15 protein-coding genes and 3 pseudogenes are annotated in these 17,334 nt (G+C 63.5%); 14 read left to right on the top strand and 4 right to left on the bottom strand.

Going from position 1 to position 17,334, the window contains the following annotated elements; all coding sequences use genetic code 11:
• The 4 genes and pseudogenes from OG921_RS25010 to OG921_RS24995 all read left to right on the top strand — a co-directional run.
• A pseudogene (locus OG921_RS25010) lies at positions 1 to 164 on the top strand (transcriptional regulator); the annotation flags it as partial.
• A gap of 104 nt (positions 165 to 268) precedes the next feature.
• Positions 269 to 2,011, top strand: a complete 1,743-nt coding sequence (locus tag OG921_RS25005) for a SulP family inorganic anion transporter (protein ID WP_266115249.1) — start codon at positions 269 to 271, stop codon at positions 2,009 to 2,011.
• Positions 2,012 to 2,014: 3 nt separating this feature from the next.
• Positions 2,015 to 2,407, top strand: coding sequence for a DUF5313 family protein (locus OG921_RS25000; protein ID WP_266115248.1), 393 nt, complete (start codon positions 2,015 to 2,017; stop codon positions 2,405 to 2,407).
• 92 nt (positions 2,408 to 2,499) lie between these two features.
• Entirely contained in the window at positions 2,500 to 3,348 is an 849-nt protein-coding gene (locus OG921_RS24995) for an alpha/beta fold hydrolase (protein WP_266115247.1), read from the top strand.
• 412 nt (positions 3,349 to 3,760) lie between these two features.
• On the opposite strand, the gene OG921_RS24990 is transcribed toward OG921_RS24995, so the two are convergent.
• Entirely contained in the window at positions 3,761 to 4,366 is a 606-nt protein-coding gene (locus OG921_RS24990) for a TetR/AcrR family transcriptional regulator (RefSeq protein WP_266115246.1), read from the bottom strand.
• A 187-nt stretch (positions 4,367 to 4,553) separates the two neighbouring features.
• Here OG921_RS24990 and OG921_RS24985 point away from each other — a divergent pair, with 187 nt between their 5' ends.
• The 10 genes and pseudogenes from OG921_RS24985 to OG921_RS24940 all read left to right on the top strand — a co-directional run.
• Positions 4,554 to 5,366: a carboxymuconolactone decarboxylase family protein gene (locus OG921_RS24985; protein ID WP_266115245.1), complete on the top strand. Its 813-nt coding sequence runs from the start codon at positions 4,554 to 4,556 to the stop codon at positions 5,364 to 5,366.
• Positions 5,363 to 6,823, top strand: coding sequence for an aldehyde dehydrogenase (locus tag OG921_RS24980; RefSeq protein ID WP_266115244.1), 1,461 nt, complete (start codon positions 5,363 to 5,365; stop codon positions 6,821 to 6,823). The genes OG921_RS24985 and OG921_RS24980 overlap by 4 nt, the downstream gene beginning before the upstream one ends.
• A 35-nt stretch (positions 6,824 to 6,858) precedes the next feature.
• Positions 6,859 to 7,083, top strand: coding sequence for a ferredoxin (locus OG921_RS24975; RefSeq protein WP_266115243.1), 225 nt, complete (start codon positions 6,859 to 6,861; stop codon positions 7,081 to 7,083).
• Between the two features lie 61 nt (positions 7,084 to 7,144).
• On the top strand, positions 7,145 to 8,425 hold the full coding sequence (locus OG921_RS24970) for a cytochrome P450 (RefSeq protein ID WP_266115242.1): 1,281 nt from the start codon (positions 7,145 to 7,147) through the stop codon (positions 8,423 to 8,425).
• 75 nt (positions 8,426 to 8,500) lie between these two features.
• Positions 8,501 to 9,340 carry a mycofactocin-coupled SDR family oxidoreductase gene (locus OG921_RS24965; protein WP_266115241.1) on the top strand — a complete coding sequence of 280 codons (840 nt, stop codon included), beginning with the start codon at positions 8,501 to 8,503 and terminating at the stop codon, positions 9,338 to 9,340.
• A gap of 68 nt (positions 9,341 to 9,408) precedes the next feature.
• Complete coding sequence (locus OG921_RS24960; protein ID WP_266115240.1) at positions 9,409 to 10,800, top strand: ABC transporter substrate-binding protein; 1,392 nt, start codon at positions 9,409 to 9,411, stop codon at positions 10,798 to 10,800.
• A gap of 43 nt (positions 10,801 to 10,843) precedes the next feature.
• The gene (locus tag OG921_RS24955; RefSeq protein WP_266115239.1) at positions 10,844 to 11,674 is read left to right on the top strand and encodes a mycofactocin-coupled SDR family oxidoreductase; all 831 of its coding nucleotides are present in this window, start codon (positions 10,844 to 10,846) and stop codon (positions 11,672 to 11,674) included.
• Between the two features lie 172 nt (positions 11,675 to 11,846).
• A complete protein-coding gene (locus OG921_RS24950) occupies positions 11,847 to 11,993 on the top strand; it encodes a DUF1059 domain-containing protein (RefSeq protein ID WP_266115238.1) in 147 nt (48 codons plus the stop codon).
• 26 nt (positions 11,994 to 12,019) lie between these two features.
• Positions 12,020 to 12,160, top strand: a pseudogene (locus OG921_RS24945) (enoyl-CoA hydratase-related protein); the annotation flags it as partial.
• Positions 12,161 to 12,418: pseudogene (locus tag OG921_RS24940) on the top strand (hypothetical protein); the annotation flags it as partial.
• A gap of 82 nt (positions 12,419 to 12,500) precedes the next feature.
• Here OG921_RS24940 and OG921_RS24935 read toward each other — a convergent pair.
• The 3 genes from OG921_RS24935 to OG921_RS24925 all read right to left on the bottom strand — a co-directional run bounded on the left by OG921_RS24935 (position 12,501) and on the right by OG921_RS24925 (position 17,329).
• Positions 12,501 to 12,851: a MerR family transcriptional regulator gene (locus OG921_RS24935; RefSeq protein WP_266115237.1), complete on the bottom strand. Its 351-nt coding sequence runs from the start codon at positions 12,849 to 12,851 to the stop codon at positions 12,501 to 12,503.
• Positions 12,852 to 13,955: 1,104 nt separating this feature from the next.
• Complete coding sequence (locus tag OG921_RS24930) at positions 13,956 to 16,334, bottom strand: PEP/pyruvate-binding domain-containing protein (protein WP_266115236.1); 2,379 nt, start codon at positions 16,332 to 16,334, stop codon at positions 13,956 to 13,958.
• Positions 16,325 to 17,329 (bottom strand): TIGR03617 family F420-dependent LLM class oxidoreductase, encoded by a 1,005-nt coding sequence (locus OG921_RS24925; protein WP_266115235.1) that lies wholly within the window; start codon positions 17,327 to 17,329, stop codon positions 16,325 to 16,327. The genes OG921_RS24930 and OG921_RS24925 overlap by 10 nt, the downstream gene beginning before the upstream one ends.
• Positions 17,330 to 17,334 lie beyond the last annotated feature (5 nt).

Below are 17,334 nucleotides of genomic sequence, written 5' to 3'. Positions count from 1 at the left end.
CCAGACGGGAAGGCCTATCGGTCTCCTATGCACTGACCTCACCGAAAGTCGCGGACCTGTTGGCGATCGCCCGGGGGATTCTTACCGGCGTCGTCGCGGGCCAGGCTGAGCTGCTCGAAGACCTGCCGGAGTCCGCCGCGCTGGTCGGCGACTCCGCCGGCTGACAGAAGTGCGCGGTTGATGGAGTCGTGCAATCCTTTGGCTTCGTTAGTTGCTAATGTTAGCAATTAACTATACTGCGAGATTATCGGTACCGAGGAAGCTGCATATGTCTGAACCGGGAGGCCCGAGCGGACCCGCGAACACGACCGGCCCTGCAGGTCGCCGCGTGGTCGGCACTTTTGCGTCGGTTGCCGAACTCTTGCCCCGGTGGATCGAGTGGAAACCCGCGCTCCGCGCACCCGGCGCCGACCTACTCGCGGGCCTGATCGTCGCGCTGGTGGCATTGCCGCTGGCCTTGGGTTTCGGTGTCAGCACCGGCCTCGGCGCCGCCGCGGGCCTGACCACCGCGGTCATTGCCGGTGCCGTGGCGGCGGTGTTCGGCGGTTCCCGCTTCCAGGTGTCCGGTCCGACCGGGGCGATGACGGTGGTTCTGGTGCCGATTGTCGCCCAATACGGCCCGACGGGGGTGCTGGCGGTCGGACTGATCGCCGGGGTGCTGTTGGTGGGTCTGGCGTTCGCGGGCGTCGGCCGGGCGGTGCGGTACATGCCCGCCCCGGTGATCGAGGGTTTCACCGCGGGTATCGCCGTTGTCATTGCCCTGCAGCAGATCCCGGCCGCCCTGGGGATCTCCGGCGCCGAGGGCGAAAAGGTGTGGCAGTCCGCGTTCGATGCCGTGCGTAAATTCGTGGCGGATCCGTCGATACTGGCACCGTCGATCGCGCTGGTCGTCGGGGTGGCGATGCTCATTGGCGGACGCTACTTTCCGAGGGTTCCGTTCTCCCTCGTTGCGGTCGCTGCAGCGACCGTCGTCGCCCAACTGTTCGGCTTGGAAATCGCGCGTATCGGCGCCATTCCGTCCGGGTTCTCCGCACCGACGCTCAGTTTTCTACACCCGGGCGATCTCACCTCGCTGATCGCACCGGCTCTTGCGGTGACAGCGCTGGCGGCACTCGAATCGCTCCTGTCGGCGACCGCCGCCGATTCGATGGGCGTCGGCACGCGCCACAATCCCGACCGGGAACTGTTCGGGCAAGGCCTGGCGAATATCGCCGCACCCCTGTTCGGAGGAGTCCCCGCCACCGGCGCGATCGCCCGGACCGCGGTCAACGTCCGCTCTGGTGCCCGCACCAGGCTTGCCGCCCTGACGCACGCACTTATCCTCGCCGCGATCGTGTACATGGCCGCCGGTCTCGTCGCCGAAATCCCCCTAGCCGCCCTCGCCGGAGTGCTCCTGGCCACCACCGTCCGAATGGTCGAAACCGCCTCCGTCCTCGCCATCGCCCGCGCCACCCGCGCCGACGCCGTCGTGATGATCGCAACGTTCCTCGTCACGGTCGTGTTCGACCTGGTCACCGCGGTCGCCGTCGGTGTCGGATTTGCCGCGATCCTGGCCTTGCGGGCGGTCGCCAAGTCTGCGCGGATCGAACAGGTCCCCCTCGAGCACGACGATCACCTGGCAGAAGAACACGAACTCCTCCGCGAGCACATCGTCGCCTACCGCATCGAGGGCGCATTGTTCTTCGCTGCGGCGCACCGGTTTCTGCTCGAACTCGCCGAGGTCTCGGACGTGAAGGTTGTGATCCTGCGCATGTCGCGGGTCACCGCGCTTGACGCAACCGGCGCCATTGTCCTCAAGGACACCATCACCAAGCTCGAACATCGTCACATCACTGTCTTGATCTCGGGGGCTAAGCCGGAGCATCTGCGCCCGCTCGAGGCCCTGGGGGTGTTCACCACCACAGACAGCGAGGACCGGCACGTCTTCGACACGACCCCGCGGGCGATCAGCTACGCCCGAACGCTTGTCCTGCCCGAAAGCCGCTACGCCGCCACCAGTACAGAGGACTGACCGATGCCACAGACCCAACCCAGCACCAAACCGACGACGCGCCAGCGGCTCGGCTACCTCGCCGGCCGAACCCTGCCATCAACCCTTCACGAATGGGTCGTCAACGACATCACCGGGCCCGGCGCCACCCGCCGCTACGCGATCCGCTGGCTGGTACCCCTCGTCCCCATTCTCACCGCCCTGTTGTTCCTCCCCGGTCCGTGGATCATCCGAATCGGCATGGTCCTTCTGCTGTTCGTCCCTTTCCTCTACTTCCTGACCGCCCTCAAAGACGTCTACCTGCGTCACCGGCTCCTCAGCCACGGCCTCGATCCACAGCTCCTCGGTACCCACAAGCAGCGCAGGCGCGACAAAGACCGTGCGGAGTACGAGACCCGATACCGATCGGCCCGCTAGATCTGCCGGCTCCAGCGAAAGCTGGGCGAGACCACAAGTGCCGCCGGGCCAAACCGCCCCACCCCTGCACTATGAAAAGGACCCAATCAGATATGCCCATCGCCACTCTCAACGGAATCCGACTCAACTACACCGTCACCGGCACCGGTCCACTGGTGCTGCTGGTCATGGGGAGCGGCAGTCCGGGCCGCGTCTGGAACTCGTACCAGGTCCCAGCCCTGGTGAAGGCGGGATTCCGGGTCGCAACCTTCGACAACCGCGGGATCGCGCCGTCGGACGAGGGCTCGGACAACATGAGCATCGACGATCTCGCGGCCGACGCCGCCGCACTGATCGAACACCTGGGTGGTGCACCTGCACATGTCGTCGGTACCTCGATGGGAGCGCGGATCGTCGCGGAACTTGCCCTGGCGCGCGCGGACCTGGTCGCCAAGGCCGTTATGCTCGCCACCACCGGGCGGTCGAATCCAGTCGAAAGTGCCCTCAACCTGGGGAGACGGGCCCTCCATGACAAGGGAGTGGAACTGCCACCGCAGTACGCCGCGGCGGTGAACGCGCTCTTGCACCTTTCGCCGCAGACCCTCGAAAACCCCGAGAAGGCGCAGGAGTGGCTCGACATCTTCGAGTTCTCCGCTGCACCGCGAATCTCGGCGGGGGTGCGCGCCCAACTCGGAATGGACAGATCACGCAACCGGCTTGGCGACTATGCCCGCATCACCGTCCCCGCCCTGGTCATCGGCTTCGCCGACGACCGGATGGCGCCACCGGCCTACGGCCGCGAAGTTGCCCACGCCATCCCCGGAGCCCGCTACGAGGAGATCGCCAACTGCGGCCACTACGGATACCTCGAGCAGCCCGACGAGGTCAACCGCCTACTCGTGGACTTCTTGAGCGGGGTTGGGCCCTCAACAGTGGCGGCGGTCGGAAAGTGCAGCATCTAAAAAATGTCCTCGCCGCCGCCGAAACGGGGCGGGGGAGATGAGACGGACCGGCTACCAATTCCGACTCCGATGACCTTCCGCTTGGTGACTCCACTGGCACCCAACATCGTGGCATCGAGTGCCGTCCGCGATCCGCCGAGGAGCGGCCGCCGATGGATGGTTGCGGTATACGGATGTTGGATAGCACTTCAGCGTCCGTGCAGCCGAACTATCACAGCCCAGCCATGCATCGAACTTGTCCAGCAACGACTTTCGGTCCGCATCGTCGAGAATCAGCTCCGCGCCGAGCCAGTTTCCTCCGCGACCGACCACTGCATGAGTCAGTCCACAACGGCGCTCCACGACGGCGCCGACCTCGGTCGCGCCGCAATGACCGCCGGCCGCACGCCGCAGATGCCCACCGCCGGAGGCTTCAGTCCTTGCTTGGCTCGCCTGCGGCGCCTTGTACGCGCGCTTCGTAACCGGTGGTCAGCCAGTACACGGTGCGGTCGAGGATTGGCAGGAGGTCGGTGACGGCGATCTCGCCGGCGGCGAACCGTCCGATCAGCCCGTAGACCACGGTCGAGAGGATGTTGTCGAGGTCGGCGATGAACCGTTCATCCACTGAGGCGAGCACCTCGAGTCCTGCGGGGACGACGATGTCGAATCCTTGGTTGATCAGCCGTTGTCCACCGGGTGCGGCCCGGGCGCGGACGTACGCTTTGAGCATTGCCGGGTGGTGCTCCCATGGTTCGAAGATGGGGCGCAGCAGACCCATCATCGCGCTGTAGAGCGACTCGCCAGGCTCGTGGGCTTCTTTGCCCACGCCGGCATATCGGTTCTCCGCCATCCACACTTCGAGCGCTGCAAGGATCAGTTCGTCACGGTTGGCGTAGCGCTTGTAAATGGTGTTCGGCGACATCTTTGCGCGGCGCGTGACCTCGCGCAGCTGCACTGCGTCGTAGCCTTCGCTCTCCAGAAGTTCGACGACGATCTCCAATACGCGGTCGGCACGCCGGTTCCCCTCCGCGTTCGTCACGTCAGTACTCGACACGGTCCGAACCCCCTTGCCATCGATGGATAACGAGGTTATCGTAGCGGAATAACACGGTTATCCACATCATGTTTGTCCGACGGTGTGGCCCACATCACGGATAGAGCCCCGGTGGATGCCGGCGCCTGCAGCAGGATGTAGCGCCGAGATTCCCAAGGAGGAAACAACTTTCATGACTACGATCGATACCGACCGGGCGACGCGCGGTCGGCGAGAATTCGCCGAGGTGATGACGTTTTCCGCGCCCGAGGATGCGACGCCCGCGGCGGCGAATCTGGTCGACTACGTGTTTGCCGAGATCTGGTCGCGTCCGGCGTTGAGTCGCCGGGATCGACGGTTCATCACCTTGCCCTGTGTCGCGGCCGCCGATGCGGAGGGTCCGCTGGTCGATCACGTGTACGCCGCGTTGAACAGTGGTGATGTGACGATCTCCGAAATGCGGGAAACGGTACTGCATTTCGCGGTCTATGGCGGCTGGCCGAAGGCGTCGCGGTTCAACATGGTGGTCGACCAGCAGTGGGAGCGTATCCATCATGAACGCGGGCAGACGACACCGGAGCCGGAGCCGCTGCTGCCGCTGGTGACTGCGAGCGATCCAGAGTTGCGCGTGTCCGGTGGTGAGCAATCGTTCAAGGACATCAACTGCATGCCGGTCGCGCCGACCCGAGACAACCCATATTCGGGCGCCGGAATTCTCAACTTCGTGTTCGGTGAGATGTGGCTGCGCCCAGGACTCGGGATGAAGGAACGTCGCCTCATCACGGTCGCCTGCGTGGCGATTCAGGATGCACCGATGCCGATCATGAGCCACGTCTACGCCGCATTGAAGAGTCGCGATGTTTCCTTCGACGAGATGGACGAGATCGCATTGCATTTCGCTGCCTACTACGGCTGGCCGAAAGCGTCGAACTTGAATCAGGTCATCGGTGAGCAGAAGCAGCGCTGTCTGGACGAATGGCGTACTGAACTGGAGACGACATCGTGACGAGCGCACCTGCTACCAGCACTGCCGCGGGGTTGCTCATCGGCGGTGACCGCGTCACAAATTCCTCCGGTGGGATGCATCAGCACATCTACCCGGCCACCGGACTGCCGAACGCAACCGTCGCCCTGGCCGGGGCTGCAGAGATCGACCGAGCCGTCGATTCGGGTACGCAGGCACAGCGGGAATGGATGTCGCTAACAGTGGACCGCCGCCGAGACCTGCTGATCGATCTGGCGGATGTCGTACACGACCACCTCGACGAGTTCGCCCGGCTCAACGTGCACGACTACGCCGTCCCGCTGTCGTTTGCCGGCACCGCGATACTGCTGGAGCGGTTCCTGCGTCACTTCGCCGGCTATGTCGACAAGCCGAATGGTGTGAGTACACCGGTCAATGGCTCGTTCGACATCAACATTATCGAGCGCGAACCCTACGGCGTCGTCGGGGTGATTGCACCGTGGAACGGCGCACTGGCCGTGGCCGCCTCATGTGTCGCGCCCGCTCTGGCAGCAGGCAACGCGGTCGTCCTCAAGCCATCGGAGTTGGCACCGTTGGCCGCACTTCGGTTCGGCGAATTGTGTATCGAAGCGGGGCTTCCGCCCGGTTTGGTCAATGTGGTCCCTGCTCAGGCCGCCGGGGGTGAGGCCCTTGTTCGTCACCCTAACGTCAAGAAGATTCACTTCACCGGTGGCGGCGCAACTGCCCGAAGAGTCCTTGTGGCAGCGGCAGCCGATCTGACACCGGTCGTTGCCGAACTCGGTGGCAAGTCGGCCAACATCGTGTTCGACGATGCCGACCTCGACGCCGCCGCGATGATGGCGGCACATCAGGGCCCGCTGATGCAATCGGGGCAGAGCTGTGCCTGCGCGAGCCGGATTCTGGTCCACGACAGGGTGTACGACGATTTCGTCGAGAAGTTCGTCGCCGTCGTCGGTTCGGCGAAGATCGGCGACCCGTTCGACCCGGCGGTTGCATTCGGACCCGTCATCAGCGCAGGGGCCGCCGATCGCATCGTCACCGAGATCGACGATGCGGTTACCCACGCCTCTGGTGAGCTGGTCACGGGCGGACGGCGGATGGGTGGCGAACTGTCGCAGGGCTACTACATCGAGCCCACAGTTTTCGCCGGCGTGGACAACGCCTCGGCGATCGCCCAGACAGAGACATTCGGCCCCGTCGTATCAATTATCCGCTTCGGGGACGAGTCGGAAGCTGTGCAAATCGCCAACGACACACCGTACGGTCTCAATGCTTTCGTGCAGACCAATGATCTGACGCGCGCACACCGGGTCGCGCGGCAACTCGAGTCCGGTTCGGTGTGGATCAACACGTTCAGCGACATCTCGCCGCAGGGACCCTACGGCGGTTACAAGCAGAGCGGATTCGGCCGTACCGGCGGGTTGGCCGGCCTGCACGAGTTTCTGCAGATCAAGAACATTCGCATTGGAATGCGATGACTCGAACGCCAATTCGACGAGGTGACAACTTTCCGATGAACAACACCGCGAACCAAGCCGCCCGGCGGCGCAAAGTGCGCGTGGACACGCGCCTGTGTGAGGGGCATGCACTGTGCATCGATTCGGCGCCGGAAGTCTTCGATCTCGGTGACGACGATGTCGCCACGTGTATCGAGACACCTCCGGAAGCGATGTGGGACAAGGTGCAGGCAGCGATTAACTCGTGCCCGCGCCAAGCGATCAGCTTCGTCTCCACGTGAGCAAGTACGCCGTCCGAATCAACACCGGCCCTTCAACTTCTCTCGAAAAGGATAAGCGTTCATGCCCGATCTCGCCTCAGTCGACTACTTCTCCGATGAAGTAATCGCCCAATCTCCCTACGAGTACTTCGATTACGTGCGCAGCCAGGACCCGGTCTTTCGAGAGCCGCACCACGGTGTGGCGGTCGTGACGGGTTACCAGGAAGTCTGCGCGGCCTTCAAAGACGTCGACTCCTTCTCTGCGTGCGTCTCGATCGGTGGGCCGTTTCCGCCACTGCCCTTCGTACCCGAAGGCGACGACATCACGGCGCAGATCGAGGCACACCGGCATCAGTTCCCGATTTTCGAGCACATGGTCACGATGGATCCACCCGACCACGAGCGCGCTCGCTCGCTGCTGGGCAGGCTCTTGACGCCGCGGCGGCTCAAGGAGAACGAAGACTACATGTGGGCGCAGGCCGACCGTCAACTCGATGAGTTCATCGACAACGGCCGCTGCGAGTTTCTGGGCGAGTACGCGAAACCGTTTGCCACGCTGGTTATCACCGACCTGCTCGGTGTTCCCGAGGAGGACCGTGACGAATTCCGGCTCGCCCTGGGCGCCGGAATGCGGCCGGGCAGCAGGGTCGGGGCGCTCGACGGCGAGCCGGTCGGATCGAATCCGCTGCAGTATCTCGATGACAAGTTCGGCGGATACATCGCCGATCGGCGGCGCGAGCCGCGCGGCGACGTCCTGAGCGCCATGGCTGCCGCGACTTATCCGGACGGCTCGATCCCCGAGTTGTTGGAGGTCGTTCGTCCGGCCACCTTCCTGTTTGCCGCCGGACAGGAAACCGTGACGAAGTTGCTGAGCTCGGCACTGCAGACGCTCGGTGATCGGCCTGATCTTCAGCAGTTGTTACGCGAGGACCGCAGCCTGATCCCCCGGTTCATCGAGGAATCGCTGCGCATGGAGAGCCCAACCAAGATCGACTTTCGGCTCGCCCGCAAAACCACAACCTTGGGCGGGGTCCATATCCCGGCAGGCACCGTCGTCATGCTCTGCCTCGGTGCAGCCAATCGGGACCCGCGCAAGTTCGAGGATCCGAACGAATTCCGCCTCGACCGCCGAAATGGACGCGAGCACATTGCCTTCGGGCGTGGCTTACACACCTGTGCAGGCGCACCGCTGGCTCGTGTCGAGGGCGTGGTCACCCTCAGCCGACTGCTGGACCGGGTGCGGGATATCACCATCAGCGCGGATCGACACGGCAGCCCCGGTGCGCGTAGCTATGCCTACGAACCGACATTTCTGCTGCGCGGTCTCACCGAGCTGAACATCGAGTTCACCCCAGCATCTTGATCGCTCGGCCCTACCGGTCGACATGTGACGTTCTCCAATACCGAGTTTCGGTATCACACAACGAAAGGCGAAGAAATGAGTGGTCGAGTTGAAGGAAAGGTCGCATTCGTCACCGGTGCGGCGCGCGGCCAGGGGCGCAGTCACGCGGTGCGGCTCGCGCAAGAGGGCGCCGACATCATTGCGGTCGACGTGTGTGGGCCGATCACCAAAGGCAGCGCGATCCCGCCGTCGACGCCCGATGACCTCGCGGAGACGGCCGACCTGGTCAAGGGGCACAACCGTCGCATCGTGACCGCCGAGGTCGACGTTCGCAACTACGACGCGCTGCGGGCGGCGGTGGACAGCGGCGTCGACCAACTCGGCCGACTCGACATCATCGTCGCCAATGCCGGCATCGGCAACGGCGGCGAAACGTTGGACAAGACCAGCGAGTCGGACTGGCAGGACATGATCGACGTCAACCTCTCCGGTGTGTGGAAGAGTGTGAAAGCCGGAGTTCCGCACCTTCTCTCGGGCGGTCGCGGTGGCTCCATCGTGCTGACGAGCTCCGTGGGTGGCCTGAAGGCCTACCCGAACACCGGCCACTACATCGCCGCCAAGCATGGCGTCGTCGGATTGATGCGCACGTTCGCCGTGGAACTGGGGCAGCACTCCATTCGCGTCAACTCCGTACATCCCACCAATGTCAACACCCCGATGTTCATGAACGAGGGCACCATGAAGATGTTCCGCCCCGACCTCGAGAACCCCGGGCCCGACGACCTGAAGGTCGCAGCGCAATTCATGCACGTGCTGCCCGTCGGCTGGGTCGAACCGGTGGACATCAGCAACGCCGTGCTGTTTCTGGCCTCCGATGAGGCACGCTACGTCACCGGCCTCCCGCTGACGGTCGACGCCGGCAGCATGCTCAAGTAGTCCACCACATTCGTTACATGCCAATTGATCTGCCGGCCTCCCGTCGATGGCCGCCCAAAGGAGAAATCGTGTCGAGCAAGCGAATCGTGGTCGCCCTTGCGGTGGTGTCGCTGTTGGTAGTGGGAGGATGCAGTGGCCGCAGCGGGACAGAGACCGAAGCGACCGGTGGCAGCCAGAAAGAATCCGCTGAGGTCGGGTCGGGCGATTTCGGTGACCTGAGCGGGGTGTGCGGGCCCGGTGCGGCGAAAAGCGCTACGGCGCAGGGTGTCACCGCCGACGAGATCAAGGTTGGAATCTTCTCCGACGTGGGATTCACGAAGAATCCGGAGTTCGTCGACGCCGCGAAGGTGTTCACGTCCTGGTGTAACGCGGCCGGCGGAATCAACGGTCGCAAACTCGTCGCGGAAGTCTACGACACGAAGCTGATGGAAGTGCGGCAGCGGATGATCGAAGCCTGCCGCAGCGACTTCGCGCTCGTCGGCGGTGGTGCCGCACTCGACGCTCTCGGCGTCAAAGAGCGCCTGAAGTGCCTACTCCCGGACTTTCCCGCGCAGGTGGTTCAGGCCGAAAATGCCTTCTCCGATCTACAGGTGACCGCATCGGTGAGCACCGGCAGCAGATACGAGCCCTTCCAGGGCTTCCGTCAGTGGCTACTACAACAGAAATATCCCGAATCGAAGGGCGCGGTCGGCATCATCAACGGCGACTCGCCGGTGACGAAGGTAATCGGTACCAAGACCGTCGAATCGATGCAGGCGCTCGGGGCGACCGTCACCTACGACGAGCTGTATCCCGCGGCGGGCGTCTCGGACTGGACACCCTACGCACAGTCGATCAAGAGCAAGGGCGTCAAAGGTCTCGTGTTCATGGGGCAATTCACTCAACTTCTCAAACTCGAAGACGTCCTCACCAGCATGGACTACAAACTCGACTGGATCGACGCCACCAACAACGCCTACAACCAGGAGTTCATCGACAACGGTGGCCGATCGCTGGGCTTCCAGAACAGCTACCTCGACCTCAGCGGTGCCGCATCACTCGAGAGTGGCGACAAGGTGCCGGCCGTGCGACAGGTCGACCAGATGTACGACAAATACGCTCCTGGCACAAGCGTGACTTTCCCCGGAATCCGCGCGATCGCCGCATGGGTGTTGTTCGCGAAGTCGGCCGGCAGCTGTGCAGACGAGTTGACCCGCAAGTGCGCACTCGATGTAGCCAAGGCCGAAAAAGAGTGGACTGCAGGAGGATTGCAGATGCCGGTCGATCTGTCGGTCGCCGACCGGCCGGTACCCTGCTATGACATCGAAGTGGCCCGCCCGGGCGGCTGGCAAGCCGCCGATTTCGGCCCGACCATCGACGGGCTCTACCGATGCGACGCACCGATCTACGAGTACCAGGGCGAGTACCCGAAACCCGTCACCTTGGCCGATATCGGCAAGAGCGCAAGTGACGTGAAGTAACGCAACCATTGCGATGCGGCAAGAGAAAAGGAAGTGACACACCATGTCAGGTCTGGAAGGACGCGTCGCGTTCATCACCGGCGCGGGGCGCGGTCAGGGCCGCGCGCACGCAATCCGGCTCGCCCGCGACGGCGCCGACATCATCGCTGTCGACATCTGTGAGAACGTCGCGTCGATGACCTACCCCAACGCGAGTGAAGAGGACCTCGCCGAGACGGCGCGACTCGTCGAGAAGGAAGATCGTCGAATCATCACCCGCAAGGCCGATGTCCGCGACTTCCACGGACTCTCGGCGGCATTCCAGGACGGACTCGACGAGTTCGGTCGTTGCGACATCGTCATCGCGAACGCCGGGATCATCCGAATGGGACCGGAGTCCGACGATTTCCTCGCAGATTGGAATGACGTGATCGACACCAACCTCACCGGCGTGTTCCACACGGTTCGGGCGGCACTACCGGCCATGCGCGAAGGCGGCCGTGGCGGATCGATCGTCATCACCAGTTCCACTGCCGGACTCAAGGCCAGTGCGTCAGTGCTGGCCAGCGGTTCAGCCTACGCGTCCGCGAAGCGAGGCGTGGTCGCCCTCATGCAGGGCCTGGCCAGCTACCTGGCACCGGAATGGATTCGTGTCAACACCATCCATCCCACCGGGGTGGCCAGTGGAATGACGATGAACGAGGCGATGCAAGCACTGATGGAGCAAGCGGCCGCCGGCGGATCGAACTCGATCTCGGGCATGCAAAATGCCTTGCCCCTGCAGATGCTTGAGCCCGAGGACATCGCCAACGCCGTCGCCTACCTGGTATCGGACGAAGCCAAATTCATCACCGGCACCCAGTGGGCCCTCGATGCAGGATTCATGGTCCGGTAGGGAACGAAGCACTTCGACGAACCTCGCTGCGGTTGGCGGCGTCGAAGCCACGCACCATCGTTGGCGACGGAGAAACCCAGGATGTTCGTGCGCCGGACCACTGCGCAGAAGATCGCGGGCATGGAAAGATTCCGCATGCCTCTATGCACATCGATAACGGAGCGAGACTGTAATGAAGACACGACTGAACTGCCCGTGCGGTGAAGTGATCGTCGGCAAGGACGAAGACGACCTGGTCGAGAAGACAACCAAACACCTCGCCGAGCAGCATCCCGGGCACGAGTACAGCCGCGACGAGATCCTCTTCATCGCGTACTGACACCACCGCCGGCGAACAGCAGGGACGACGCGACCGCCCGCGCCCTGCGGGACGCGGCGGACGATCCCAGCGTGGCAGTGGTGCTGCTCTCCGGTGCGGGCCGCGCCTTCTCCGCCGGGACCGACTTGCACGAAATGGGTCAACGGGCGTCCGGCGACGAGAACTTCGTCCACAACGACCTGGTGGAGCGGGGCTTCACTGCCGAAGGTCCAAATCGGTTGTGGCTGAGCGATATTACCGAGCATCCGACACGTGAAGGCAAGCTGTATCTACGCCGGTGGGACACTCGGGAGGAACTGAGGATTGCGATCGTCACTTGGATCGAACGCACCTATCACCGCCGTCGCCGCCAGACCGCTCTCGGGCGGTTGACCCCGATCGAATTCGAAGTAATCATGACCAGACCGGCCAGTCAGGCCGCGTGACCGAAACTGTCACCTGATCGTGCAGCCGAACCAACGTCGGCCACGGACGTTTTCGGGAAGCGTGTGTCGACTCGGGGACTGGCTACGGAGTGTCGGATTGCTGGTGGCGCAGAGTGTCGTTGATCCGGCGCGCTTCGGCGAGTTGGTCTTCGAGGATGATGATGCGGCAGGCCGCCTCGAGTGCGGTGCCGGCGTCGATGAGTTCACGGGCGCGGGCAGCCAACCGCAAGTGGTAACGGGAGTAACGCCGATGCCCGCCGTCGGAGCGCCCTGGCGCGATCAGGTGGGCGGCGTCGAGGCTGCGCAGGAATGCTGGCGTGACACCAAGGATTTCGGCGGCATGACCCATGCTGTAGGCGGGGTAGTCCTCGTCGTCGAACTTGAAGTCGAGCGTCTTGTCGAGATCGTGGTGGTCAGGGCTGTTCGGCGGCAATGGGTTCGGAATGTGTTCAGCGCCTTTCAGATCGGGTGCAGATGTGTCCGGAACAGGTCAGGGGCCCCGACGCCAGGTGCGGCGTCGGGGCCCAGGAGGGATATGCAACTTTCCTACTCACTTACTTCACTTACCGCACTCGGAGGCGCGAACCCCGAGCGTTGAACGGGTGTACCGAGACCTGTACTGCGACTTACCTGTACTGCGACTTACCTGTACTGCGACTTACCTGTACTGCGACTTACCTGTACTGCGACTTACCTGTACTGCGACTTACCTGTACTGCGACTTACCTGTACTGCGACTTACCTGTACTGCGACTTACCTGTACTGCGACTTACCTGTACTGCGACTTACCTGTACTGCGACTTACCTGTACTGCGACTTGCATTTGCCGGTCTCGGTACCCCCAGCTTGGGCGATCCTTCCTTGCGGGTAGTTCATTCTCTCCCGCGCCGATCGGACTTGTTCGTGTGTATGACATCTAAGCTACATCAGCTCTGTTGCAATGTCTAGTGTGACGACAACAGATTTTTTCTATTCAGTGTGACGGTGTCTACGGCCACGCTGTCCCTGGGGCAGGGTCTGCGATTCGTGTGGCGACTTGCTAGCGCAGCGGGTTCCGGGCAGCGGGTAGAGGGTGATGGCGCCGATGAGTTGGCCAGCGATGAGGTCGAGATGTTGCAGCGACCCGGCGACGTGTGTCGCGGCAGCTCTGGCTTTGGGGTTGGCTTGCTGTGCGCTCATCCACAGCACGAATCGCACCTGGTCGAGGGGCCGTACAGGCCGGGCGTCTTCGTTGTCGGGGCAGGCCCGTCCGGCGGCGTGGAGTTCGGCGAGCTGCAGGTTGCCGGTTCGACGGTGTTCAGGGCGGTGTGCGGCTCTGGGGTTTACGGGTGTGATGGCGATGGCGGGGGATCCATTGGTCTGTTTCGAGTGATCCTCCGGCGGGCGGGGATGCCTAGGGGGCATCTGCCGAGCGAGTCGCCGCGTCTGGTGCGTGCCCAGGCGGTGAGGGTGCCGGGGACTTTGGTGTCGAGTTATTCGCGCGGTATGCGAATAACTTCGCCCGTTCCGCGGTCCAAACCTCGCTCGGCGTACAGGTCAGGACTGGTCGAGACGGGTGACCACGCCTCGGTCTCCATCCACGCGTACACGGTCGCCGGTCTCGAGCGACTGGGTGGCCACCAAGGTGTTGACGACGCAGGGCAAACCGTATTCGCGCGCCACCACAGCGCCATGGGATACCGAGCTGCCGATATCCGTGACCAGCGCCGCGATGACTGTGAAGTACGGCGTCCACCCAACGTCGGTGACTGGCGTCACGAGGATCTCTCCCCGCTGCAGCTCGCGCGCATCGACGATCGATTTCGCGACGCGCACAACACCTTCCACGGTTCCGCGACTTGCGGGTCGGCCGATGATCTCATCGTCGGTGACACCGCGCTGAGGCCGGGCGATGAGCGGGGTCGGTCGCCCGACAGACACGTCGTCGAACTCGAGAGAGTTCTGGAACGCCAGCGCTTCCCGACGCTTCAGCGCGCTCTGCACGAGGCCGGTGACGTCTTCCGAACCAACGACCCGGTTCAATTCCGCACGGTCGAAGAAGAACACCAGATCTGAGTCGGGCAGTCGTCCGACCTTGACCAGCACCTCACCGAGGTGGCGGTAGCCCAGCTTGAGCGCATGCGCCATCAGCGCCATCTTCGATTTCGTCTCCTCGCGCCCACGTGCACCGCCCTGCGCCAACCGGGCAAGAAATCTGATGGTGGAAGATCTGGGCGCTTCAACGTGGGTCCTTGCCGGTCCCCGATCAGCTGGATCGAGCGCCGAGCGCACCATCACCTGCATCATGGCACCCAGCCCTTCCGGATCCTCGGCCCAGGATGGGTCACGCATGCACAGCTCGCGGTAGCCGCGGTGACCGTGACGGGTCAAGAACTCCTCCAACGCCATACCGCTGGCGCTACGCGTGGCCCGCAGCTCGTTGACCGCGACATCCGGCTCCTCCGCCAAGAACTTCTCGGCGGCCGCGTCGTCGGCAGCGATGGTGTTCACCACCGAATCGAGCTCCTCGAGCATAAGTGCGCTCTCGACATCGGAGGCGCCGGCCATGAGTCGCGTTGCTTCGGCTCGACCCTCGTCCTCGCCACGTCCTTCCTTGACTGCTCGTCTCATCAGGACGCTTTCCAGAATGTTGGCGGCAACCGCCGCGCGCGATGATGACCGCACATGTGTCAGCGTGATATCGCAGTACTGCTGCACGCCAGAGTTCAACTGGTGCAACACGAGTCGAGGGTCATCGCTCGTAGGGATGTGAAACTCGGCGATCTGCTCCTCGAGGCGCCGAATCGCGGGGCCGGCGGACAACGCGTACGTGGTGAGCCGAACCGTGTTGATCAGCTTGCTAACGAACCGTTTTGGTGGTTTTGGCTCCAATTCGTCGACCACCCGACCGCAGATCGAGATGGAGAACTGCTCCAACGAATTGCCCAGGAGCCCAGCGCTCAGACCTGTCCCCTCGGTCATGTTCAGGAACATGTGGCCCTGAAAATAGCCGACCTGTAGCCACGGCTGCTCGTAGCTCTGTTGTGCCCGCGCCACCACCTGCGTCATCTGCATCGCGTAGTCGATGGCGAAGCCGGAGACCGATGCGGTCAACGGGCAGAATGCTCCCGGCATCATCTCGCCGATGTTGCAGCGCGTGTACACGTGGTCTGCACCCGCGAGAGGCGAATCCATCTCGCTGAGATCACCGGGCAGAGTGGTGATCGGTCGAGCCTGCAGCCACCACAGTTTGCCGGATTGGTCGATCGCCCACTCGAGATCCATTGGCCTGCCCCAGTGTTGCGCAGCGCGCAGGGCTGCGGACCGGATATCCGCCACCTCATCTGGCGACAACACCGGCACCTCGCCGACATCGCGAACGGCGGGGTTGCCGCGGGAATCCAGGACGATGTGGTCCGAAGACGCCGTACCGTCGACCAGCGCTTCGCCGAGCCCGGCGATGGCGTCGATCACCGTCAGGTCGCGCCGGCCGGTTGCCGGATCCGCGGTGAACACAACGCCGGCGGCGCGCGCGTCCACCATATGCTGCACCACCAGATGCATGGTGGCCTTGGGTTGCCCGCTGTAGGCCGAGGCTCGTTGCGAATGCACGGAGGCGGCGCACGTCTGCACGGCCGCGGCGAAGTCATCGACGGAGTCCACACCCAGCACGGTGTCGTATTGCCCTGCGAATGACTGGTCGTCACCGTCTTCCCCGACTGCCGAGGACCTGACGGCCAGTGGGGTCGCGCCGACTGCGGCCATTCGGGAGAACAATTCTCCCACATCATCGATGGTGACCCGCTCGGCAGCATCAGCGATGACGAATCCCACCGGCACCGGAAGTCCGAGGCGGCGCAACTGCGCGAGTCCGGCCGCTTTGCCGCCGTAACGGTCGTCAGTGACCCGGTCGAGTTCGATTGTTGTCAGCGACATGATGATCCTCCCAATGCGTCGACGATTTCGGCGAGCGCATCGACCTCAATGGGGCCCGGTTGATACAGGCAGATCCGGTCCGACACACCGTCGACGCGGTCACGGATGTGCGCGGCCACCTCGGCCGGGGTACCACAGGCGGCGATCGTGTGCAGTATGTCGTCGTCGATCAACGAGGCCATCTCCTGCCAGCGGCCCTGCTTGGACATCGCGTTGAGTTCCGGTTGCAAATCGCCCCAGCCGTGGGCGTCGAGCACCGGCCGGTATGCCGGGGTGGAGCCGTAGAACGCCAGCAGCATCCGAGTCGAGGCATGGTCGTCGTCTCGTCCGGTACCTACCGACACGATGATCTCAGGCACCACTTCGAAATCGTCCTCGCTCCGGCCGGCAGCAGACAGACCGTCGCGAACGGCCGGCAGCGTCGTCTCGTGAAGGAACCGCTTCGATCCGAAAGGCATCACCAACAGACCGTCGGCCACTTCTGCGGTGGCTTTGGTCAGCCGAGGCCCGAGCGCTCCGAGATAGATCGGCGGCGGACCGAATGGGTTCGGCCCCGGTACGAAGGTCGGCGTCATCAAGGTATGCCGGTAGTACTCACCGCGAAAGTCCAGCCGTTCGCCCTCATTCCACGTCGCGAAGATCGCTCGCAACGCCCCCACCATTTCCTTCATCCGCGCGACTGGACGATCGAACTGCGCCCCGTAGCGCTTCTCGATCTGCGCACGCACCTGCGTGCCCAGACCCAGGATGAAGCGCCCCTCGCTCAACAGTTGCAGATCGTTGGCTTGATGGGCGAGTTGAATCGGATTGCGGGGGAACGCGATCGCGACGTTCGACATCACGTCGAGTCCCTTGACCGACGATGCGAGCACCAGCGGCGTGAACACGTCGAACGGTCCTTCGAAGGTGAACACGCCGGATGCACCGGCTTCCTCGAGCACTTGTGCGCGTTCGACCGCATCAGTGGGCCCGAACAGCGCTGTCATGATTTTCACTAAAG

This window comes from Aldersonia sp. NBC_00410 (assembly GCF_026342035.1).
Taxonomy (GTDB): domain Bacteria; phylum Actinomycetota; class Actinomycetes; order Mycobacteriales; family Mycobacteriaceae; genus Aldersonia.
This window is presented reverse-complemented; position numbering and strand designations above follow the sequence as displayed.